Raw genomic sequence first — 21,458 nt, 5'->3', positions numbered from 1 at the left:
CATCGAGGGACCAATGCAGACCCTGTGGCTTCATATCGGCATGCAGAAGACCGGCACCTCGGCCGTCCAGACATGGATGGCGCGGAACGAGGCCCGGCTGTTCGACGCGGGGCTGCTTTATGTCCGCCCCCGGAAGGGCCTTCCGGCCAGCGGCGCCCTGGCGGCGGCCCTGAACCGCGATCCGCCCGAGGCGCAAAGGCTGATCGCGGAGCTGCTGGACCGCGTGCGGAAGGCCGGGCCCTCGCTGACCGACATCCTGGTCTCGTCCGAGGATTTCTCGGTCAGCCCGCCGCAGGTCGCGGCCCCGCTTCTGGACGCGTTCGCGGGCTGCCGGATCCGCATCCTTGTCTGGCTGCGCCGCCAGGACCTGTTCGCCGAGGCGCTGACCAAGCAGTGGATCAAGTGGAACGGCAACCAAGCGCAGGACCCGGCCCTGTTGATGCGCAAGGTCGTCGCGCCGCTTCTGGATTATGACCGGATGCTGCAGGCCTGGTCGGACGCCTTTCCCCAGGCCGTGATCCTGCCGCAGATCTATGCCGAAGACCTGCCCGGCCAGCCGCCGCCCGACAACATCGCGGCGCTGCTGAGAGCGATGGGCAGGGATCCCCTGATCCCGTCCGATTCGCCCGGGCATCGCGCCAATGTCTCGCCCCAGGCCGCGCTGCTGCAGCATTACCGGACGCTGGACGATCCCGTCCGCGTGCGGCAGGCCAATCGCCGGCTGATGGCGCAGGGCCCCGATCGCTTCGCCGGGCGCGGCGACCTGTTCAGCCCCGCCGACCGGCAGCGGATCCTGGACGATCATGCGGCCTCGAACGCGCGGCTGCGGGCGCGGTGGTTTCCCGACCGGGCGCAGCTATTCGACCCGCGCGATCCCGCGCCGCATCCCGGCCATGCCTCGGGCGAGGCGGCGGTGGCCGCCTTTCGCGCGATTTATGACGCCGAGTGATCGTGCATTGCCCCGGGCGGCCCGATTTGGGACAACCGAGGCACCATCACGGGCAGGACGAAGATGAGCGACGGACGCGACGGCAATCTCAAGCAGATCATCTGCATCAAGTGGGGCGCCAAGTTCGGGCCCGACTATGTCAACCGGCTGCACGCGATGATCGCGCGCAACATTACCCCGCCCTTCCGGCTGTTCTGCTTCACCGATGACGGGACCGGGCTGCATCCCGACGTGGCGGTGCGGCCCCTGCCCGACTTCGCCTATGAGGCGCCGGTCAACACGCGGGGCAAATGGCCCAAGTCGCGGCTGTGGGGCGATCTGGGCGACGTGACGGGGGTGGTTCTGTTCCTGGATCTAGACGTGATCGTCACCGGCGATCTGGACCCGTTCTTCACCTTCGGCGATCCCGACGACACGGTGCTGGGCCGCAACCCGAACACGCCGCTGGAGAAGATGGGCCAGACCTCGGTCTACCGGATGCGGGTGGGCAAGCTGGCGCCCCTGCAGCAGATCTTCGCCGCCGATCCGCAGGGCGTAGCCGACCAGTACCGCTACGAGCAGCGCTTCGTGACGCGCAACGCGCCGGGCGGGGTCAAGTTCTGGCCGCGCGGCTGGCTGGCGCATTTCCGGTTCCACTGCGTGCCGGTCTTTCCGCTGAACTACCTGCGCGAACCCCGCATTCCGCGCGGCACCCGCATCGTCATGTTCCCGGGCAGCCTGAACCCGCCCGACGCCATCGCGGGCCGGTGGGACGAGGCCGACCCGGTCCGCCCGCCCCTGGCGCATCTGCGCGCGCTGTTCACCGGCGACCGTCGCGAGGCGCCGCTGAAGCATCTGCGGCACTATGTGCGCCCGACCTCGTGGGTGGCGCGGCTCTGGCACGACTAGGGCCATGGCCCTGCCCCGCGCGCCCGACCGCCTGCCCGACGAGATGGCTGCGGCGCTTGGCCATGCGGTCGCGGCCTTCGGCTTTCTGGAAGAGGCGCTGAAGCGGGCGATCTTTTCCCTGACCCGCCACAGCCTGGGCGAAACGACAGATGACCGCGCCCTGGCCGCCTGGCTTAGGCGCATGGAGGAGATCGCCGACGATTCGCTCGGCACGCTGATCGACAGCTTCCTGGCCACGGCGCGGCGCGCCCATGTCGAGGCGCTGGACCCGCTGTCGCGCGAGCTGCCGCAGCTGCGCCTGCTGCGCAACCTGATCTGCCATGCCTCGTGGCGGCCGGGCGCGCAGCCGGGCCTGTGGCATCCGACCTTCATCAACACCCGGGGCGAGCGCCATCCCGACGACATGGGCCCCGCCGACCTGGCGGCCATCCGCGACCGCACCCTGCAGGCGGCCCGGCAGGTCGTGCGCATCATGCGCGCCACCGGCATCGAGGGCCAATGGGCGGGCATGGACGACGACGGCCCCTGAGGCCCGCGCATCGCGCGTTGCAACAGCCGCGCGGGCAGGCTAACACCCGCGAAATCAAGGATGAGAGGCTGCCATGTCGTCCCCCCTCCGCCTCGGCATTGCCGGGCTAGGCACCGTCGGGATCGGTGTCGTCAAGATCATCCAGCGTCATGCCGACCTTCTGGCGATGCGCTCGGGCCGCGCGGTGACGATCACCGCCGTCAGCGCCCGCGACCGGATGAAGAACCGCGACGCCGACCTGTCCTCGTACCGGTGGGAGGACGATCCGATGGCCGTCGCCACCGCCCCCGACGTGGATGTCTTCATCGAGCTGATCGGCGGCGACGCGGGCATCGCGCGCGACAGCATCGAGACCGCGCTGCGGTCCGGCAAGGACGTGGTGACCGCCAACAAGGCGCTGCTGGCGCTGCACGGGCAGCCGCTGGCGGAACTGGCCGAAGGCCTGGGCCGGGTGATCCGCTTCGAGGCGGCGGTGGCGGGCGGCATCCCGGTCATCAAGTCGATGACGGAGTCGCTGGCGGGCAACCGCATCACCCGCGTCATGGGCGTGATGAACGGCACCTGCAACTACATCCTGACGCGCATGGAAAGCGCGGGCCTGCCCTACGAGGCGGTCTTCGAGGAGGCGCGCCAGCTGGGATACCTGGAGGCCGATCCGACGCTGGACGTGGGCGGGATCGACGCGGGCCACAAGCTGGCGATCCTGTCCTCGATCGCCTTCGGCACGCAGGTCAGCTTCGACGCGGTCGAGATCGAGGGGATCGAGCGGGTCAGCATCGACGACATCCACCGCGCCCGCGACATGGGCTATCGCATCAAGCTTCTGGGCGTGGCGCAGATGACCCCGCGCGGGCTGGAACAGCGCATGGCGCCCTGCCTCGTGCCCGCCGACAGCCCCCTGGGGCAGCTGGTCGGCGGCACCAACATGGTGGTGATCGAGGGCGACAGCGTCGGCCAGATCGTCCTGCGCGGCGCCGGCGCGGGCGAGGGGCCGACCGCCAGCGCGGTGATGTCCGACATCGTCGAGATCGCCCGCGGCGTGCGCCTGCCGGTCTTCGGCCAGCCCGCGAACGGGCTGGTCGCGGCCCAGCCCGCCCGCACCGCCGTGCCCGCCGCCTATTACATGCGGCTGGAACTGCAGGACAAGCCGGGCGCGCTGGCCAAGGTCGCCACCGTGCTGGGCGATGCGGGCATCTCGATCGACCGGATGCGCCAGTACGGGCAGCACAGCCCGGCCAGCGTCCCGGTCCTGGTCGTCACCCACAAGACCATGCCCGAGGCGATCGACTATGCCATCGAGGGCCTGCCCCGCACCGGCGTCCTGGTCAGCGACCCGGTCGAGCTGCGCATCGAAGAGGTGTGACGGGAAACGGGGGCGGCAGGGCCCCCGTCCCGCGCGGGCCCGGTGCCGCGCCCCCGGACCGGGGGCGCGACCGTCGGCCCCCTCAGGGTGCCTTGTAGATCTCGACCAGCTTGCCCAGCATCTCCAGCGCATCCTCGCGCGAGCGCTGGAAGCTGTTGCGGCCGATGATCGAGCCGTTGCCGCCGCCCTCGCGGATCGCGCGCGCATCGTCGAAGACCGCATCCGCGCCCTTGGACGCCCCGCCCGAGAAGACGACGATCCGGCGCCCGCCGAAGCTGGCCTGCATGCAATGCGCCACGCGCTTGGCCTGGGTCGAGATGTCGATGCCCTTCTCCTCGTAGACCTTCTTGGCCTCGGGCAGCATCAGGTGGTCGGTGGACAGCTTGATCTTGATGATATGCGCGCCGATCAGCGCCGCGATCTGGGCGGCATAGGCGGCCACGTCGATCGCCGTCTCGCCGTCCTTGGTGATCGCCTCGCCGCGCGGATAGGACCAGATGACGGTCGCCACGCCCTTGGCGGCGGCCTCCTTGCGCATCTCGACGATCTCTTCGAACATGTCCAGGGCCATGTCGCTGCCCGGATAGATGGTGAAGCCCACCGCCGCGCAGCCAAGCCGCAGCGCGTCGTCCACGGATGCCGTGATCGCCTGGTTCTTGCCCGCCGTGTCCGACATCAGGCTGTTGGCGCTGTTCACCTTGAGGATCGTCGGGATCTGGCCCGCGAAGGTGTCCGCGCCCGCCTCGATCATGCCCAGGGGGGCGGCGAAGGCGTTCAGCCCGGCATCGATCGCCAGCTGGTAATGGTAATGCGGGTCGTATCCGGCCGGGTTGGCGGCGAAGGTGCGCGCCGGGCCGTGCTCGAAGCCCTGGTCGACGGGCAGGATGATCATCTTGCCGGTGCCGGCCAGCTTGCCGGTCATCAGCATCCGCGCCAGCTGCGCCTTCACGCCGGGCGTCTCGCCCTCGTACTTGGCCAGGATGCGGCGCACCGTGTCGGTCATCTGCATGGGGTCTTCTCCTTGGGTTTCGCGCGTGCATAGCACGCCCGCCCAAGGTCACAATTCTGATTACGCTAACGAAATCCTCACAAAGGTCAGGACGGGTGCCCCACACCGACCGTTCCGTCCCGCGCCACCCGAAAGGCGACGCGGGACGGGACCGCTCAGCGCTTGGCGGCCTGCAGCGCGGCGACGCCGGGCAGGGTCTTGCCCTCCATCCATTCCAGGAAGGCGCCGCCCGCGGTCGAGATGAAGGTGAACCCCTCGGCCGCGCCCGCCTTGTTCAGCGCCGAGACCGTGTCGCCCCCGCCCGCGACCGAGACCAGCGCGCCCTGCGCTGTCAGCTCGGCCGCGGCGCGCGCGGCGGCATTGGTGGCGGCGTCGAAGGGCTCGATCTCGAAGGCGCCAAGCGGGCCGTTCCAGATCAGCGTCTTGCAGGCGGTCATCGCCTGGCGCAGCGCCTCGACCGTGGCGGGGCCCGCATCCAGGATCATCGCATCCGCCGGGCAGTCGCCCACCGGCAGAGTCTCGGATGCGGCGCCCGCCTTGAACTCGCGCGCCACCACGATGTCGACCGGCAGGTGGATCCGGCAGCCGGTCGCCTGCGCCTTGTCCATGATCGCGCGGGCCGTGTCGGCCATGTCGCGCTCGGCCAGCGACTTGCCGACCTCGACGCCCTGCGCCACCAGGAAGGTGTTGGCCATGCCGCCGCCGATCACCAGGTGGTCCACCTTCTCGATCAGGTTCATCAGCAGGTCCAGCTTGCTGGACACCTTGGCACCGCCGACGACCGCCATCACCGGGCGCTGCGGATCGCCAAGCGCGGCGTCCAGCGCCTTCAGCTCGGCCTCCATCAGACGCCCGGCGCCCGCGTTCAGAAGCCGCGCCAGCCCCTCGGTCGAGGCATGCGCCCGGTGCGCCGCGGAAAATGCGTCGTTCACATAGGCCCCGCCAAGCGCCGCCAAGGATGCGGTGAAGGTCGCGTCGTTGCTTTCCTCGCCCGCGTGAAAGCGGGTGTTCTCCATCAGCGCGACCTGGCCGGGCTGCAGCGCCGCCACGACGCGCTTGGCCGGTCCGCCGATGCAATCGTCGGAAAAGACCACCGGCTGGCCCAGGGCCGCCTCCAGCGCGGGCAGGATCTGGCGCAGGCTCATGCTGTCCACGCGCTGGCCCTTGGGGCGGTCGAAATGGGCCAGCAGCACGGGGATGCCGCCCTTGGCCTGGATGTCCTTCACCGTCGGCACGATCTTGTCGATCCGGGTCGTGTCGGTGACCTGCCCGTTCTCGACCGGAACGTTCACGTCCACGCGGGTCAGCACCACCTTTCCGTCAAGATCCATGTCGTCGATGGTGTGGAACCTGGCCATGTCGCATCCTTCCGCTTGGGGTTGGCAAGCTTGTCCCGCATGGCAGCCGCGGCGTCAACCGCACCGATGGGCGGAGCCTTGCCGGCCCCCCGCCCGATCCCCCGTGAACCGCGCGTCACGGTTTCGCGCGTTGCCCTTGGGCGCCCGAGCCCCTAGATCAGGGGTCGAACAAGCCACAGGAGGGCCGCATGGCCGAGATCAAGGACCCGGAAAACACCATCGTCATCACGCTGAAGGACGGCCCCGTCGTCATCGAGCTGCTGACCGATGTCGCTCCCAAGCATGCCGCGCGCATGAAGGACCTGGCCCGCGCCGGGGCCTATGACAACGTGGCCTTCCACCGCGTGATCGAGGGCTTCATGGCCCAGACCGGCGACGTGGCGAATGCCAACATGGAAAAGGACTACAACCCGGGCCGCGCCGGCACGGGCGGGTCGGACATGCCGGACCTGCCGGCCGAGTTCTCCAAGCTGCCGCATGACCGCGGCACCCTGGGCGCGGCGCGCTCGCAGAACCCCAACAGCGCCAACAGCCAGTTCTTCATCAACTTCGGGGACAACCATTTCCTGAACGGTCAGTACACGGTCTATGGCCGCGTGATCGAGGGGATGGAGCATGTGGACAAGATCGCCCGCGGCGAGCCGCCGGTGAATCCCGACCGCATGATCAGCGTCAAGGTGGCCGCCGATGCGTAATCTGGCCCTCATCCCCGCCGTCCTGATGCTGGGCACCGGCGCGGCCTTCGCGCAGGGCACCAACCCGCAGGTCGAGGACACCGACGGCCCGAACATGGTCATCGAGGTCGCCGATGCCGAGGGCACGTCCAAGGGCACCATCGTGCTGGACCTGCGCGAGGACCTGGCCCCCAACCACGTGGCCCGGCTGGTCGAACTGGCCGAATCCGGCGCCTATGACGGGGTCGTCTTCCACCGCGTGATCGACGGCTTCATGGCCCAGACCGGCGACGTGGAGCACGGCCGCCAGGACGGCGACACCGCGATGGCCGGCATGGGCGGGTCCGACCTGCCCGATCTGGAGGCCGAGTTCAGCGACGCCTCGTTCGATCGCGGCACCGTCGGCATGGCCCGCGCGATGGACCCCAACAGCGCCAACAGCCAGTTCTTCATCGACCTGGCCCCCGCACAGTTCCTGGACGGCGAATACACCGTCGTGGGCCAGCTGATCGAGGGCTGGGAGGTGCTGGACAGCATCAAGAAGGGCGACGCCGCGACGAACGGTTCGGTCACCGATCCCGACGTCATGCAGAGCGTGACGATCGTGACGGGCGACGAGCCCGCCGAGGCCGAGGCCGACGCCACCGAGGGCTGACGCCCCCGCACGATCGACGAACAGGGGGCCCTTGCGGCCCCCTTTTTCGTTCACGGCACTGCAGCACGGCGCCCGCTGCGACGCCGTGCTGCAGTGCCGCATATTGCGCTTGCGACAGGACTGGCATGGCCCCTAGGATGCAGCCGTCATGAGCATCGCGCCGCCCCCCACCGCCATCCGCATCACACCCTCGGCCCCGGTCGTGCGCGATCTGCACGGCTGGCGGGCAAAGTGCCTGCAACGGCTGATCCGGATGGAGCTGCCGGTGCCCAGCAGCTTTGCCATCGGCTGCGACAACGTGCGGATGATCGCGCAGGGACGGCGCCCCCCGCCTGCGGAACTGTCGCCGATCTTCGACGGCAGCGGGCTGGTCAGCGTGCGCCCCTCGGCGGTGATGCCCGAATGGGGCGGGCCGGGGACGGTGCTGAACGTCGGCATCAACGATGCGCTGCACGACAAGCTGGCGGGCCGGATCGGCCGGGCAAATGCCGATGCGGTCTATCTGTCCTTCGTCCAGAGCTATGCGATCCACATCGCGCGGCTGGACCCCGACATGTTCACCCAGGACGGCCCCGACGCGCTGGCGGGCGCGCTGCGCTGCTATCGCGACGAGATGGACCAGCCTTTCCCCCAGGATCCCGCCGAGCAGCTCTCCGAGGTGCTGCGCAGCATGGCGCGGGCCTGGGACGGCCCGACCGCCCGGCTGCTGCGCCAGGCCAAGGGCGCCCCGCCCGACGCGCCCCTGGGGCTGGTCGTGCAGGAGATGGCCCTGGCCCTGGGGCCGGGCATCTGCGGCTCGGGCACGATCCAGTTCATCGATCCGGTCACCGGCGCGCCGCGCGTCACGGGGCGGTTCCGCGGCCAGCGCCACGGCCCCACCATCGGCACCGGGGCCGAGACGCTGTACCTGACCCGCGACAGCCGCGGCCCTTCGCTCGAGGAGACCGCGCCCGAAATCTTTGCCGATCTGGTCCGCTTCGGGATCGCCGCCCGCGAGCGCCTGCGCGAGGAGATGCAGATCGAGTTCGTCGTGACCGGCGGACAGATCAGCGTCATCGACGCCGACCGCGTCGCGCGCGGCAGCCGCGCCAGCGTGCGCATCGCGGTCAGCTTGGCGCGCGACGGCATCATCCCCCCGAACGAGGCGCTGATGCGGGTCGAGCCCCGCGCCCTGGCCGACCTGCTGCACCATCAGGTCGATCCGCGCGCGCCCCGCGACGTGATCGCGCGCGGCATCGATGCCAGCCCCGGCGCCGCGACCGGCCGCATCGTCTTTTCCGCCGCCGCCGCGCAATCCGCCCATGCCCGCGGCGAGCCCTGCATCCTGGTCCGGCGCGAGACCATCCCCGAGGACATCCGCGGCATGCATGCCTCGGTCGGCGTGCTGACGGAACGGGGCGGCACCACCAGCCATGCCGCCGTCATCGCGCGGGGCCTGGGCCTGCCCTGCATCGTGGGGGCCAGCGCGATCAGCATCGACGCCCGTGCCCGCACCCTGCGCGCGGGCACGCGGATGCTGCGCGAGGGCGACGAGATCACCATCGACGGCTCCTCAGGCGAGGTGCTGGCGGGGGCCGCCGTGCTGCTGCCCCCGGCGCTGGACGACGCCTTCACCCAGCTGATGGACTGGGCGGCGGATGCGGGGGGCCTGGGCGTGCGCGCCAATGCCGACACGCCCGAGGACGCGATCACCGCGCGCCGCTTCCAGGCGCAGGGGATCGGGCTCTGCCGGACCGAGCACATGTTCTTCGACGGCGAACGCCTGCCCGCCATGCGCGAGATGATCTTCGCCGACAGCCCCGAGGACCGGCGCCTGTCGCTGGACCGCATCCTGCCCATGCAGCGCCAGGATTTCACCCGCCTGTTCGAGATCATGGCCGGCCTGCCCGTCACCATCCGCCTCTTCGATCCGCCGCTGCACGAATTCCTGCCGCACGACCGCGAGGGGCTGCGCGAGCTGGCCGAATCGCTGGACCTGCCCCTGTCCGACGTCACCCGCCGCGTCGAGGCGCTGACCGAGTTCAATCCGATGCTGGGCATGCGCGGCGTCCGCTTGGGGATCACCGTCCCCGAGATCTATGACATGCAGGCCCGCGCCATCTTCGAGGCCACGGTCGAGGCCAGCCGCAAGGGCGATCCCGTCGTCCCCGAGATCATGATCCCGCTGGTCAGCGCCATGCGCGAGGTCGAGCTGGTCAAGACCCGCATCGATGCCGTCGCGGCGGCTGTCCGCAACCAGACGCGCACCGATTTCACCTATCGCTTGGGCGTCATGGTCGAGACGCCGCGCGCCGCGCTGCGGGCGGGCGACATCGCCGGGCAATGCACCTTCCTGTCCTTCGGCACGAACGACCTGACGCAGATGACCTACGGCCTGTCGCGCGACGACGCGGGCCGCTTCATGGGCACCTATGTCGGACAGGGCGTCTATGCCGAGGATCCGTTCCACGTCCTGGATCAGGACGGGGTGGGCGAGTTGTTGCTGATCGGCGTCCAGCGCGCCCGCGCCCACAAGCCCGGCATCACGCTGAGCGTCTGCGGCGAGCATGGCGGCAACCCGGAATCCATCGCCTTCTGCCACAAGGCGGGGCTGGATTACGTGTCCTGCTCGCCCTTCCGGGTGCCGGTGGCGCGGCTGGCGGCGGCCCAATCGGCGATTCGCATGGATCAGGGTCGCGTCGATCCCTGAGTCCTCAACCGCAAGTTGCTGTTTTTATTGGGACAGTTCGGACCTATTCCGGCGTTTGCGCCGGAACCCGCCAATAGCGCGGCGATGATGCAGCGGATACCTGCCCAAATAGCCCCGAATTCGTCCTGAACGCCCCGTTACCGGGAACGGGGATAGCCGGGGCCATGTCGAAAATCCTAATCACATCGTCAGACCGCCCGGCATGACGGTCTGCTTCCTGTCGCCGGGCCTTAATGCCCCGTCAACGGGTGCCCTGTTATAGGACGATCCATGCCCAAGCTGCTTCACCGGCTGGCGCACGTGACCTTATGTGCCGCCATCGCCGTCCCCTTGACCTCGACCATCGCCACCGCAGGGGGAACGGATCGCTGTTTTCGTCCGACGCGGTCCTCTTGGGCACCTTGCAGGCGGCCGCGACCCACGCCCGCCCGACGCCGCTTCTATACACCGGTGCCGAGCCGGCGAAAGTGGAAATTTCGCCCGACGCGCCGATCGAGCAACTTCATCTGGCCAGCACCCGCGCCAGCTATTCGGGCGCCGATCTGGAATGCATGGCCGAGGCCCTGTATCACGAGGCGCGCGGCGAGGGACGCCAGGGCCAGGCCGCCGTGGCCGAGGTCATCCTGAACCGTGTCGACAGCGGCGCTTTCCCGGGCACCGTCTGCGGCGTGATCAACCAGCCCAGCCAGTTCAGCTACACGATCGGTGGCGCCAAGCCGATCCGCAACAAGGGCGCCTACCTGCGCGCCCGCGACATCGCTCAGGCCGCGCTGTCGGGCGCGCCCCGTGCCCTGACCGGCGGCGCCACCTATTTCCACACGCCCGCCGTGCGCCCCGCCTGGTCGCACCGCTTCCAGCGCACCGTCCAGATCGGCCGCCACATCTTCTATCGCGGCAACCAGCGCGTCGCCTCGAACTGAGGCAGCGTGCGGGACTTGCCCGCGCCGCGGATTTGCTGTGAATGGCAGGCATGGAACATCCCGACCGCATCTTTCTGCGCGATCACGTCCTTTCGGCCGAGATCGGCGCCTTCCAGTCCGAACGCGGTCATGACCAGCGCCTGCGCTTCAACCTGAGCGTCGAGCTACGCGACACGGTGGCGGGCAGCGACGATCATGTGGACCTGATTCTGTCCTATGACGTGCTGACCCAGGCCGTGGCGACCGCCCTGGCCGACCAGCGCTACAACCTGGTCGAGACCCTGGCCGAGCGCATCGCCGCCGAGGTCCTGGCCCATCCCCGTGCCGCCTGCATCCACGTCACCGTCGAGAAGCTGGACCTCGTCCCCGGCGCGCTTGGCGTGTCGATCACCCGCCACCAGGGCCGCGTGCCCGCCTCGGGCGCGGCGGCCCGCGTGGCGATCCTGGTCCACGGCCCCGGCGCACCCGCCCCGCAGGGAGCGGTCGTGGTGCTGCCGGGCGATGCCCCCGCGCGCTCGGACGGTCCCCATGCCCGGCGCATCGCGCTGCTGGCGCTGGATCAGGCGGCCTGGGCGCTGGCCGGAGAGCTAAACCTGGAGGTCGCCGAGACGCGGACCGAACTGGACGCCGCCAGTCAGGCCGGTCGGCCGGTGGTCTGGGCGCCCGCGCGCCTGGCCGCCGACGCCCCTGCAGCGGGCGAGACCCCCGACAGCCTGGCGCTGTGGCTGGCCCGTCGGATCGGCGCGCATCGCGTGGACTTCATGCGGCCCGAGGCGGTCCCCCTGCCCCCGCTGCCCGAGGGTCTGACGCTGACCCTGGCCCGCCTGCCCGCACGCTGATGGCCATGTCCGACCGCATCTATTATCGCCCGATCCCGCAGACCGGCGCCGCCCGCTGGCGGCTGGCCGGGGGCTGGACGGGCTTCACCCTGTTCGAGCGTCTGCAGCGCGGCCAGCCCCCGCAGGTGGTGGACCGCGCCCCCGACGAGGTCGTCGCCGCCCTGACCGCGCCCCGCCCGCCGCTGCTGGGCCTGCCGCTGGATCGCCCGCGCCTGATGGGGATCGTGAACGCCACGCCCGACAGCTTTTCCGATGGCGGGCATTACGTCCCCTCCGAGCAGGCCCGCGCATTGCTTCAGGCAGGCGCCGACCTCTTGGACGTGGGTGGCGAATCGACCCGTCCCGGCGCCGCGCAGGTCCCTGAGGCCGAGGAGATCGCGCGCATCCTGCCGACCCTTTCCGCCATGGCGGGCCAGGCCCCCCTGTCGGTGGACACCCGCAAGGCCGCCGTCGCCCAAGCCGCGCTGGCGGCGGGCGCGGGCATGGTCAACGACGTGTCGGGCTTCGATTTCGACCCCGACCTGCCCGGGCTGGTGGCGCAGGCGGGCGTGCCGGTCTGCCTGATGCACGCGCAGGGCCTGCCCCAGACGATGCAGGACGATCCCCGCTATGGCGACGTGCTGCTGGACGTCTACGACGCGCTGGAGGCCCGCATCGCGCGCGCGCGGGCGGCGGGCATTCCCGCGCAGCGGATCGTGATCGATCCGGGCATCGGATTCGGCAAGACGATGACGCATAATCTGGCGATCCTGCGGCGCATCTCGGTCTATCATGGGCTGGGCTGCCCGATCCTGCTGGGCCTGTCGCGCAAGCGCTTCATCGGCACGATCGGGGGCGCCGAGGCGCCCGGCGACCGGATGCCCGGGACGCTGGCGCTGACCGTCTCGGCGGTGGCGCAGGGGGTCCAGATCCACCGCGTCCATGACGTGGCCGAGCATGCACAAGGGCTGCGCCTGATCGCCGCCCTGAACGACGAACAAGGAAAGACGGGGACATGAGCAGGAAGCTTTTCGGGACCGACGGGGTGCGCGGACGCGCCAACACCCATCCCATGACCGCCGAGATGGCGCTGCGCCTCGGTGCCGCCGCGGGGCGGTACTTTCGCCGCGACGGGCGCAACCGCCACCGGGTGGTGATCGGCAAGGACACGCGCCTGTCGGGCTACATGCTGGAGAACGCGCTGACCGCCGGGCTGACCAGCACGGGCATGAACGTGCTGCTGCTGGGCCCGGTGCCCACGCCCGCGGTGGGGTTCCTGACCCGGTCCATGCGGGCCGATCTGGGGATCATGATCTCGGCCAGCCACAACCCGGCCGAGGATAACGGCATCAAGTTCTTCGGCCCCGACGGCTTCAAGCTGTCCGACGAGGCCGAGGCCGAGATCGAGGCCATCGTCGCGGGAGAGGTCGCCCCCGCCCAGCCCGCCAATATCGGCCGCGCCAAGCGCATCGACGACGGGCGCGGGCGCTACATGGAATACGCCAAGACGACGCTGCCCTCGGGGCTGCGGCTGGACGGGCTGAAGGTGGTGCTGGACTGCGCGCATGGCGCGGCCTATCGCGCCGCCCCCGACGTGCTGTGGGAACTGGGCGCCGAGGTGATCCCGCTTGGCGTGAAGCCCGACGGCTTCAACATCAACGACGGCGTGGGCAGCACCCATCCGCAGGCCTGCGCCGAGGCGGTGCGGGCCCATGGCGCGCATCTGGGCATCAGCCTGGACGGGGACGCCGACCGGGTGGTGATCGTGGACCAGACCGGCCGCGTGGCGGATGGCGACCAGATCATGGCGCTACTGGCGGGCCGGTGGGCCGCGCAGGGCCGACTGAAGGGCGGGGCGCTGGTCGCCACCGTCATGTCCAACCTGGGGCTGGAGCATTTCATGGCCGCCAAGGGGCTGCGGCTGGAACGCACCCGCGTGGGCGACCGCTATGTGGTCGAGCGCATGCGCGAGGGCGGCTTCAACCTGGGCGGCGAGCAGTCGGGCCATATCGTGATGACCGACTATGCCACCACCGGCGACGGGCTGGTGGCGGCCATGCAGGTGCTGGGCGCGATGGCCGAGACCGGCCTGCCCGCCAGCGACCTGGTCGCCCAGTTCGAGCCGGTGCCGCAGATGCTGAAGAACGTCCGCTATGCCGCCGGCGCCGATCCCCTGGCCGCCGAGCCGGTCCGCCGCGTGATCGCCGAGGCCGAGGCGCGCCTGGCCGGGACGGGCCGGGTCCTGATCCGCAAGTCGGGCACCGAGCCGCTGATCCGGGTGATGGCTGAGGCAGAGGACGAGCATGTCCTGCGCGAGGTGGTCGACGGCATCGTGGCAGCGGTCGAACAGGCGGCCTGATCGCGTCCCGCGACGGCCCGACAGGCGCGTCCCGCGACAGCGGGGGGCCAGCCCCCCGCGCCCCCCGGGATATTTCTGCCAAGATGAAGGAGGTGCCGGGGCCGTGTGTGCCTTGGGCCGGGCGGTTCCGGCCTCAGGGGGTGGCCGAGACGGGATCGTGGTCGTAGAGCCAGTCGAAGCGGCCGGGCATCAGGCCGGGGGCGAGGCGGTCGGCCAGGCGCAGCACGGTATGGGCGGCGAGGCGCATCGGGCCCTTGAAGTGATAGTTGCGGGCATTGGCGGTGGCGGCATCGGTGATGCGGGTGACGCGCGGCTGGCGCAGGGCCTGATAGCGGGCAAGGGCTGCGGGCTGGTCGGAACCCGCGTCGAGGCAGGCGGCCAGCACCCAGGCATCCTCGATCGCCATGCCCGCGCCCTGGGCCAGGAACGGCAGGGTCGGATGGGCGGCGTCGCCCAGGATCGCGCGGCGGTCGTCATGCCAGCGGGCGGCGACCGGGTGGCGGAAGAGGCCCCAGAGATGGACCCGGTCCACCGCCGCCAGCCAGCCGGGCACCGGGCCTGCGAAGCCTGCGAAGGCCGCGCGCAGGTCCGTGGGGTCGCCGGGATGGGACCAGCCCTCGTCCTGCCAGTCGGCGCGCTCGACGACCGCCACCAGATTGCGCAACCCGCCCGCCAGAGGATAGCTGACCAGATGGCGGCCCGGGCCCATGAAGACCTGCGCCTCGGGCGGGGCATCCGCAGCCTCGGGGAGGAGCGCGCGCCACGCGGTCTGGCCGGTGAAGAAGGGGGTCTCGGGGCCGTTCAGCGCGCGGCGCAGCGTGCTTCTGACGCCATCCGCGCCGATGACCAGCGGTAGGTCGGGGGGCGTCGCAATGTCCTGCCCGAGGCGGAGATCGACCCCGGCATCGAGGGCGGCCCGGGCCAGCAGGTCGATCAGACGGGCGCGGTGGATCAGCAGGAAGCGGGCCTCGGGCCGGTGCGCGGCCAGGTCCATGCGCAGCACGCGGCGACCTTGCGCGTCGTTGAGCTGGACCGCGCGGTTCCTCAGGCTGGCCGCATCGACGGCGGGACCCAGGCCGAGCGCGTCGAACACCCGCACCGCATTGGCCGACAGCTGGATGCCCGCCCCCACCTCGGCGATCGTCGGAGCGCGTTCGAGGAGGGTGACGCGCGCCCCGCGCCGCGCCAGGGCCAGCGCGGCGGTCAGGCCGCCGATGCCCGCGCCGATCACGGTCGCGGGGCGACCTTCGAGGGCGCCCGTCACGGCAGGGATGCGCCCGGGCGCATGTCGCGAAGGGCGTCCGGGGTCAGTCGTCGCGATGGACGCGCTCCTTGCGCTCGTGACGCTCCTGCGCCTCCAGCGTCATGGTGGCGATGGGCCGGGCGTCAAGGCGGCGCAGGCTGATGGGCTCGCCCGTCATCTCGCAATAGCCGAAATCGCCCGTCTCGATCCGGCGCAGCGCGGAGTCGATCTTGCTGACCAGCTTGCGCTGGCGGTCGCGAGTGCGCAGTTCCAGCGCGCGGTCGGTTTCCTCGCTGGCGCGGTCGGCCAGGTCGGGCACCGCACGGGCGCTGTCCTGCAGGCCTTCCAGCGTCTCGGCCGACTGGTCCAGCAATTCCTGCTTCCAGGCTTCCAGCTTGCGCCGGAAATATTCGAGCTGACGCTCGTTCATGAAGGGCTCGTCCTCGGCGGGGCGATAATCCTGGGGAAGGAAGGTCTGGGCTTTCATACGTCCTCCGGCAGCGCCGGGCGGAGCTAATTTACCGGCACCTTGCGCGCCCCCTTAAAGTATGGCGTAGCGCTTGTCACTAGGGTTGCGCGCGGTAATCATGCGCGGCGTGCAAATCTGCCCGCCCGCGCGGGCCATCGCGGCCAAGCACCTTGGCCAGAAGGAGAGTTTCCATGCAATTCACCGGGACAGACCGCTATGTGGCGCCCCCCGACCTGGCCCTGGCGGTGAATGCGGCCATCACGTTGCAGCGACCGCTGCTGGTCAAGGGCGAGCCCGGCACCGGCAAGACCGAGCTGGCCCGGCAGGTCGCCGCCAGCCTGGGCATGCCGATCCTGGAATGGCATGTGAAGTCGACCACCAAGGCGCAGCAGGGCCTGTACGAATACGACGCGGTCAGCCGGTTGCGCGACAGCCAGCTGGGCGATGCGCGGGTGTCCGATGTCGCCAACTACATCCGCAAGGGCAAGCTGTGGCAGGCCTTCGCCGCGCCCGAACGGGTGGTGCTGCTGATCGACGAGGTGGACAAGGCCGATATCGAGTTCCCCAACGACCTGCTGCAGGAACTGGACCGGATGGAGTTCCATGTCTACGAGACCGGTGAGACCGTCCACGCCACCCACCGTCCGGTCGTGATCATCACCTCGAACAACGAGAAGGAGCTGCCCGACGCCTTCCTGCGGCGCTGCTTCTTCCACTACATCCGCTTTCCCGATGCCGAGACGCTGAAGGCCATCGTCGAGGTCCATCACCCCGGCCTGAAGCCGCGCCTGCTGGACGCCGCGCTGTCGCAGTTCGTGGCGCTGCGCGAGGTGCCGGGTCTGAAGAAGAAGCCCTCGACCAGCGAGTTCCTGGACTGGCTGAAGCTGATCCTGGCCGAGGATCTGGCACCCGAGGACCTGACCCGCGATCCCGCCACCATGCTGCCGCGGCTGCACGGAGCGCTGCTGAAGAACGAGCAGGACGTGGCGCTGTTCGAGAAGCTGGCCTTCATGGCCCGGCGTCAGGGGCGGTAGACCGGGTCGGAAGGGGGGCGCCGCCCCCCGTCCTGCGGACTCCCCCCGGGATATTTTCGTGAAGAAGAGGTCGAGGGTGGTCGGGACCGGAGCCGGGGCTCCGGTCCGGGGGTCAGTTGGCCGGGGCCTCGGGGAGCGGCTCGACGATGCCCGGGACGATGGGTTCATCGGCGGCGGGGGCGCCGTCGCCCGGCATCGGGGGGTGGACCGGGGCGGGCGCGGGTCCGCCCTGGGGTCCGCCGTGGGGTCCATCGGAAGGTCCGCCATGGTGGCGGCCATAGGAGGGCATCGGGGCGCAGGCGCCCTCGCCCGCCAGCGCGTATTCGACCTCGACCTGGGCGGTGGTCTCGACCTCGCCGGGCTGGACGGGGGTGCTGTCGGCCATCGCCGCCTCCATCCGCATCATCGGGCGCGGACCGCCGCCGCCGGTGGCCATGTCGCGCAGGGTCATCAGCGGGCCCAGCTCGACGCCTGCGGCCTCGGCCAGCACCTGCGCCTTGCGCTGCGCGTCGGCGACCGCGTCGCGGCGGGCGTCATCCTCGGCCGAGGCGCCGTCCTCGCGGGTGAAGGTGATGCCGTTGATCTCGTTGGCGCCGGCCCCCACGATCGCGTCCAGCACCTCGCCCAGGGCCGGCAGATCCGAGACGCGGACGGTGACCATGTTGCTGGCCTGATAGCCCGTCACGGTGGGGGCCTGGTCCTCGCCGTACTGCATCAGCGGGTTCAGGGTCAGGCCCGATGTCTGGATCTGCGCCGCGTCGATCCCCTGGCCGGTCAGCGCCTCGATCACCGCGCGCTGGCGCTCGCTGTTCTGCGACATCGCCTCGGCTGCGCTGTCGGCCTGGGTGGTCACGCCCAGCTGGATGCTGGCCATATCGGGGGCGGTGCGGGACTGGCCCTCGCCCGTGACGGTCATGCGCGAGGGGCCGGCAGGGCCGCAGGCCATCGGCGCGGCCAGGCCGGGACCGGCGGTCAGCGCGGCCAGCGCGGCCAGCGCGGCGGTCAGGGCCAGGCGGCGGGCATGGGGGGCACGAAGGGTCGGTCGCATCGGGGATCCTTTCTGATCACGCATCAGGCGTGCCTTTTGATGCCTTGGGCCGCGTGCGGTGGACAGCCCTTTTGCACGCATTCCGATCACAGATGTGGCAGATCTTCTTTCCACGTTCCACAATTTGCGGTAGAGATGGGGCCGAGGCCAACGACATGGTGCGCACGCATCGCACCATGCAAACCGAGCAGTGAACATATCCATGAATCAGCATGCCGCGCCCCCGGAATTCGCCATGAGCTTCACCCAGGAGGCCGTGCAACTGGAATGTCGCGACGGCCCCGAATGGCAGCCGCTCGGCCAGGCCCGCTTTGCCGGCGGCGACCTGGCCTCGGTGCTCAATGCCCTGCGCAAGGAGGCCGGCGGCCAGGCCGGCGAGTTGGACACCGTCCTGGTGATCCCCGACGACCAGATCCTGTACACGGTGCTGACGGTGCCCTTCGGGTCCGACACGGCCGCCACCATCGCCCGCGCGCTGGAGGCCTCGTCGCCCTACCGGGCCGAGGATCTGGCCTTCGACTGGTGCCCCGCCGCCAATGGCGACATCGAGACGCTGCGCGTGGCCGCCGTGGCCCGCCGCACGCTGGACGAGGCCGAGGATTTCGCCCGCGCCCAGGGGTTCCGCCCCTCGGGCTTCCAGGCCCGGCCGGGGGATGAGCGTTTCGAGGGGCAGCCCGATTTCGGGCCGACCCGCCTGGCGCAGGAACAGTTCAACCGCCGCCCCTTCAGCGAACCCGACCTGATGCAGGCCCGCGTCACCGCCCCGGTGATCGAGGTCGAGGCGGGGGCCGCGCCGGCTGCGGCCGCGCCGCCCGCCGTCTCGCGCATCACGCCGCATGTGGCGGCAGGGATGCCGTCGGACATGGCTGTGGCTTCGGCCGCCGCGCCGGAGGGTGCCGCCGATGTCGTGGCGGATGACGACATCCCCGCCGCCGAGGGCGGGACCGGGGCCGTCATCCGGCATGGCGGGCCCCTCACCGCCAACCGGCTGTCGCCCCGGGCCGAGGCCGTCCATCAGCGTGCCGCGACCGCCAAGGCGCAGCGCGAGGCCGATGCCACCGCCCCCGCCCCGACGCCCGGATGGGCCGACCGCCTGCGGGCGCTGGATCCCGGGCGGCTGCCGGTGATGTTGGGCGGGCTGGTGGTGGTGCTGGTCCTGGCGCTGCTGGTCCTGGGCCGTCCGACGTCTGAGGAGACCGTGGTGGCGGATGCGCCGGTGGCCGAGGCGCCGGTGACCGAGGTTCCGGTGGAAGCTCCTGTGGCCGAGGCGCCTGTCGCGCAACCGGCGGTCCCGGTGGATCCTGCGCCGGAGGTGGCGCCGGCCCTGCCCGAAACGGCGGGCGAAGTGCCCCCGTCCGAGGCATCCGATGCCCTGCCCGAGGGTGCCGCACCTGCGCCGGAGCCTGTGGCCCCTGCCGAGGCACCCGCGACCGAGCCGGACGCGCTGGACCGCGCGCTGGCCGAGGCATTGGGCACGGCCCCGACCGAGGCGACGTCCGGTCTGACCCCCGAGGCGGCCAGCGTGGCCGCGACGGCGGCCGCCTCGGCCGCGGGTCTTCCCGAGGCCGGTGCCGCGACAGGGACAGCCTCGGCCACCGCGCCTGCGTCCTCGACGACCGCTCCCGCATCGGACTTCGTTCCGGCGGAGGACGGCCCTGCCGCGGATGCACCCGCCACGGCTGCGGACACGGCCGCTGCCACCCCGCCCCCCGCCGCGCCCGCGACGCCGCCGGTCCCTGCGCCCGCGACGCCGCCTGTCGCCGCCGACCCCTCCGGCACGCTGGCCAGTTCCGTGCGTCCGCCCCGGTCGGCCCCGGCGGCGGCGGCGCAGCCTGCGGCTCCGGACAGCCGTCCCACGGTGCCCGACAGCCCGCTGCCCTTCGAGGCGCAGCAGCAGGCCGCGCCCGCACCCGTCGCCCCCACCCGTCCCCGGTCCCGTCCCACGGCAGCGCAGCAGCCTGCGGCGGCCCAGACCGGTACGGCCCAGCCTGCCGACACGACGCCTGAAGCACCGCCCGCCACCACGCCCACGGCGGCCGCGCCTGCAGCGCGTCCCGACAGCGTCCGGCCTCCGGCCGCCAGCGCGGCCCCGGCGTCCACCGCTGCCCCGACCCCTGCCCCGGCACCAGCCGCGACCCCGGTCGAATCGACCTCGCGTCCGCCCGCAAGGCCCGACAACCTGTCCCAGCTGGACGAAGGCAGCGTGGCCGAGGACGATCAGCTGCGCCGCCTGACCCAAGCCGAGCAGGATCAGGTGACCCGGCAGATGCGCGATCTGAGCATGGCCTTCGCGGGGCCCGCGCCGCTTTCCGGGTACGACCGGACGGCAGGGCGGCAGGTCTTGCAGGCGGACATGGCCTCCGTCTCCGATGTCGATGCCAAGACCCGGCAGCGTCGTGACCTGCGCACCGCACAGGCGGGCAATGCGCCCCTGACCGGGGCCGAGCGGGGGGCGGTCTTCCAGCTGGCCGATGCCCGTCCGATGCGCAAGCCGACCTCCGTGGCAGCGCCCACGCAGCGCGCGGCGCAGGACATGGTGGCCCGGCCCCGCCCCGCGGCCCGCGCCAGCATCGCGGCCGATGTCGTCTCGCCGCCCGCCGCCGCCAGCCCCGCCCCGGCCGTGACGGCGGGGCCCACGGTCGGCATCCTGCGCTCGGCCCGTCCGGCCGGCAGGCCCGGTGGCCAGGCCGCGCCGAACCGCGTGTCGGGGGCGGCGGTCGAACAGGCCATCGCATCGGCCATCGGCAGCAGCACGGCCACGCCCGGGGCGGTCGCCCTGACGGCGCTGACCTCGTCGCAGGTTCCGCCCCGCCGCGCGGCAGGCGCTGCGGGCGCGGCGGTCAATTCCATGATGGCCTCTGCCGCACCGGTCGCCGCCGCGCTGACGCCCTCGGCCTCGGATCTGCGCGCCGCGGCCGAGGCGCAGGCCGCCGCCGCCGCCGCGGTCGCCGCCCAGAATTCGCAGGCCGCCATCGCCGAACAGCGCCGCCAGGACGACGCGCTGCAGGCCCAGGCGGAGGCCCGCGCCCGATCGCAGGCCGCCGCCGATGCGCGCGCCGATGCGCAGGCCCGGGCGGCCGCCGAGGCCCGCGCGCGGGCCCAGGCCGAGGCCGAACAGCAGCGCGCCGCGTCGCGCAACCAGCGCTACCAGCCGCCCGAGGTCGATGCCGAGCCCGACGTGGTCGCCGCGGTGCCCCGCAACGCCATCGGCAATGCCGCCGCCAGCGCCACCGTCAAGGACGGCATCCAGCTAAGCAGCACCCAGATCATCGGCACCATCGGCGCGGGCCGGGCCAGCCGGGCGCTGGTGCGCCTGTCGAACGGGCGCGTGCTGACGCTGCGGATCGGCGACCGCATCAATGGCGGCACGATCAGCGAGATCAGCGACAGCCGCATCACCTATCAGAAGCAGGGCCGCGCCCACGCCCTGGGCGTGCTGAACGGGCAGTAGGC

General features: G+C 71.4%; 18 protein-coding genes. 13 read left to right on the top strand and 5 right to left on the bottom strand.

Annotated elements, in window-relative coordinates:
• Positions 1-13 precede the first annotated feature (13 nt).
• From E4191_RS05255 to E4191_RS05240, 4 genes are all read left to right on the top strand, one after another.
• The gene (locus tag E4191_RS05255) at positions 14-949 is read left to right on the top strand and encodes a hypothetical protein (RefSeq protein WP_135312470.1); all 936 of its coding nucleotides are present in this window, start codon (positions 14-16) and stop codon (positions 947-949) included.
• A gap of 63 nt (positions 950-1,012) precedes the next feature.
• The gene (locus E4191_RS05250; RefSeq protein ID WP_135312469.1) at positions 1,013-1,837 is read left to right on the top strand and encodes a glycosyl transferase; all 825 of its coding nucleotides are present in this window, start codon (positions 1,013-1,015) and stop codon (positions 1,835-1,837) included.
• Between the two features lie 4 nt (positions 1,838-1,841).
• Positions 1,842-2,366, top strand: coding sequence for a hypothetical protein (locus tag E4191_RS05245; RefSeq protein ID WP_135312468.1), 525 nt, complete (start codon positions 1,842-1,844; stop codon positions 2,364-2,366).
• A 73-nt stretch (positions 2,367-2,439) separates the two neighbouring features.
• Positions 2,440-3,729: a homoserine dehydrogenase gene (locus tag E4191_RS05240; protein WP_135312467.1), complete on the top strand. Its 1,290-nt coding sequence runs from the start codon at positions 2,440-2,442 to the stop codon at positions 3,727-3,729.
• A gap of 82 nt (positions 3,730-3,811) precedes the next feature.
• On the opposite strand, the gene E4191_RS05235 is transcribed toward E4191_RS05240, so the two are convergent.
• Together E4191_RS05235 and E4191_RS05230 are read right to left on the bottom strand one after the other, a co-directional pair.
• Positions 3,812-4,738, bottom strand: coding sequence for a class I fructose-bisphosphate aldolase (locus tag E4191_RS05235; protein WP_135312466.1), 927 nt, complete (start codon positions 4,736-4,738; stop codon positions 3,812-3,814).
• 155 nt (positions 4,739-4,893) lie between these two features.
• Complete coding sequence (locus E4191_RS05230) at positions 4,894-6,096, bottom strand: phosphoglycerate kinase (protein ID WP_135312465.1); 1,203 nt, start codon at positions 6,094-6,096, stop codon at positions 4,894-4,896.
• A gap of 188 nt (positions 6,097-6,284) precedes the next feature.
• Between E4191_RS05230 and E4191_RS05225 the strand changes: the two genes are divergently transcribed.
• The 7 genes from E4191_RS05225 to glmM all read left to right on the top strand — a co-directional run bounded on the left by E4191_RS05225 (position 6,285) and on the right by glmM (position 14,211).
• On the top strand, positions 6,285-6,791 hold the full coding sequence (locus E4191_RS05225) for a peptidylprolyl isomerase (protein ID WP_135312464.1): 507 nt from the start codon (positions 6,285-6,287) through the stop codon (positions 6,789-6,791).
• Complete coding sequence (locus E4191_RS05220; protein ID WP_135312463.1) at positions 6,784-7,425, top strand: peptidylprolyl isomerase; 642 nt, start codon at positions 6,784-6,786, stop codon at positions 7,423-7,425. The genes E4191_RS05225 and E4191_RS05220 overlap by 8 nt, the downstream gene beginning before the upstream one ends.
• Positions 7,426-7,573: 148 nt before the next feature.
• Entirely contained in the window at positions 7,574-10,114 is a 2,541-nt protein-coding gene (locus tag E4191_RS05215; RefSeq protein WP_135312462.1) for a putative PEP-binding protein, read from the top strand.
• A gap of 467 nt (positions 10,115-10,581) precedes the next feature.
• Entirely contained in the window at positions 10,582-11,034 is a 453-nt protein-coding gene (locus tag E4191_RS05210) for a cell wall hydrolase (RefSeq protein ID WP_228461569.1), read from the top strand.
• Between the two features lie 50 nt (positions 11,035-11,084).
• Complete coding sequence (locus E4191_RS05205; RefSeq protein WP_135312460.1) at positions 11,085-11,873, top strand: dihydroneopterin aldolase; 789 nt, start codon at positions 11,085-11,087, stop codon at positions 11,871-11,873.
• A gap of 5 nt (positions 11,874-11,878) precedes the next feature.
• Positions 11,879-12,871 carry a dihydropteroate synthase gene (gene folP / locus E4191_RS05200; protein WP_135312459.1) on the top strand — a complete coding sequence of 331 codons (993 nt, stop codon included), beginning with the start codon at positions 11,879-11,881 and terminating at the stop codon, positions 12,869-12,871.
• Positions 12,868-14,211, top strand: coding sequence for a phosphoglucosamine mutase (gene glmM, locus E4191_RS05195; RefSeq protein WP_135312458.1), 1,344 nt, complete (start codon positions 12,868-12,870; stop codon positions 14,209-14,211). The genes folP and glmM overlap by 4 nt, the downstream gene beginning before the upstream one ends.
• Before the next feature lie 133 nt (positions 14,212-14,344).
• On the opposite strand, the gene E4191_RS05190 is transcribed toward glmM, so the two are convergent.
• Positions 14,345-15,475 (bottom strand): FAD-dependent oxidoreductase, encoded by a 1,131-nt coding sequence (locus E4191_RS05190; RefSeq protein ID WP_135312457.1) that lies wholly within the window; start codon positions 15,473-15,475, stop codon positions 14,345-14,347.
• A 43-nt stretch (positions 15,476-15,518) separates the two neighbouring features.
• Complete coding sequence (gene dksA / locus E4191_RS05185; RefSeq protein ID WP_135312456.1) at positions 15,519-15,941, bottom strand: RNA polymerase-binding protein DksA; 423 nt, start codon at positions 15,939-15,941, stop codon at positions 15,519-15,521.
• A 173-nt stretch (positions 15,942-16,114) separates the two neighbouring features.
• Here dksA and E4191_RS05180 point away from each other — a divergent pair, with 173 nt between their 5' ends.
• Positions 16,115-16,957 (top strand): AAA family ATPase, encoded by an 843-nt coding sequence (locus tag E4191_RS05180; protein ID WP_135312455.1) that lies wholly within the window; start codon positions 16,115-16,117, stop codon positions 16,955-16,957.
• Between the two features lie 112 nt (positions 16,958-17,069).
• Here E4191_RS05180 and E4191_RS05175 read toward each other — a convergent pair whose 3' ends face one another.
• A complete protein-coding gene (locus tag E4191_RS05175; RefSeq protein ID WP_176562630.1) occupies positions 17,070-18,005 on the bottom strand; it encodes an SIMPL domain-containing protein in 936 nt (311 codons plus the stop codon).
• Positions 18,006-18,240: 235 nt separating this feature from the next.
• On the opposite strand from E4191_RS05175, the gene E4191_RS05170 reads away from it, so the two are divergent.
• Positions 18,241-21,456, top strand: a complete 3,216-nt coding sequence (locus tag E4191_RS05170; RefSeq protein ID WP_135312453.1) for a ribonuclease E domain-containing protein — start codon at positions 18,241-18,243, stop codon at positions 21,454-21,456.
• The last annotated feature ends 2 nt before the right edge of the window (positions 21,457-21,458 follow it).

This window comes from Paracoccus liaowanqingii, from assembly GCF_004683865.2.
Classification (GTDB): domain Bacteria; phylum Pseudomonadota; class Alphaproteobacteria; order Rhodobacterales; family Rhodobacteraceae; genus Paracoccus; species Paracoccus liaowanqingii.
This window is presented reverse-complemented; position numbering and strand designations above follow the sequence as displayed.

What these genes read in the sequence shown, in the direction of transcription:
- E4191_RS05255 (WP_135312470.1), top strand. Translation starts at nt 14, where the DNA reads ATGCAGACCCTGTGGCTTCATATCGGCATGCAGAAGACCGGCACCTCG.
- E4191_RS05250 (WP_135312469.1), top strand. Translation starts at nt 1,013, where the DNA reads ATGAGCGACGGACGCGACGGCAATCTCAAGCAGATCATCTGCATCAAG.
- E4191_RS05245 (WP_135312468.1), top strand. Translation starts at nt 1,842, where the DNA reads ATGGCCCTGCCCCGCGCGCCCGACCGCCTGCCCGACGAGATGGCTGCG.
- E4191_RS05240 (WP_135312467.1), top strand. Translation starts at nt 2,440, where the DNA reads ATGTCGTCCCCCCTCCGCCTCGGCATTGCCGGGCTAGGCACCGTCGGG.
- E4191_RS05235 (WP_135312466.1), bottom strand. Translation starts at nt 4,738, where the DNA reads ATGCAGATGACCGACACGGTGCGCCGCATCCTGGCCAAGTACGAGGGC.
- E4191_RS05230 (WP_135312465.1), bottom strand. Translation starts at nt 6,096, where the DNA reads ATGGCCAGGTTCCACACCATCGACGACATGGATCTTGACGGAAAGGTG.
- E4191_RS05225 (WP_135312464.1), top strand. Translation starts at nt 6,285, where the DNA reads ATGGCCGAGATCAAGGACCCGGAAAACACCATCGTCATCACGCTGAAG.
- E4191_RS05220 (WP_135312463.1), top strand. Translation starts at nt 6,784, where the DNA reads ATGCGTAATCTGGCCCTCATCCCCGCCGTCCTGATGCTGGGCACCGGC.
- E4191_RS05215 (WP_135312462.1), top strand. Translation starts at nt 7,574, where the DNA reads ATGAGCATCGCGCCGCCCCCCACCGCCATCCGCATCACACCCTCGGCC.
- E4191_RS05205 (WP_135312460.1), top strand. Translation starts at nt 11,085, where the DNA reads ATGGAACATCCCGACCGCATCTTTCTGCGCGATCACGTCCTTTCGGCC.
- folP (WP_135312459.1), top strand. Translation starts at nt 11,879, where the DNA reads ATGTCCGACCGCATCTATTATCGCCCGATCCCGCAGACCGGCGCCGCC.
- glmM (WP_135312458.1), top strand. Translation starts at nt 12,868, where the DNA reads ATGAGCAGGAAGCTTTTCGGGACCGACGGGGTGCGCGGACGCGCCAAC.
- dksA (WP_135312456.1), bottom strand. Translation starts at nt 15,941, where the DNA reads ATGAAAGCCCAGACCTTCCTTCCCCAGGATTATCGCCCCGCCGAGGAC.
- E4191_RS05180 (WP_135312455.1), top strand. Translation starts at nt 16,115, where the DNA reads ATGCAATTCACCGGGACAGACCGCTATGTGGCGCCCCCCGACCTGGCC.
- E4191_RS05175 (WP_176562630.1), bottom strand. Translation starts at nt 18,005, where the DNA reads ATGCGACCGACCCTTCGTGCCCCCCATGCCCGCCGCCTGGCCCTGACC.
- E4191_RS05170 (WP_135312453.1), top strand. Translation starts at nt 18,241, where the DNA reads ATGAGCTTCACCCAGGAGGCCGTGCAACTGGAATGTCGCGACGGCCCC.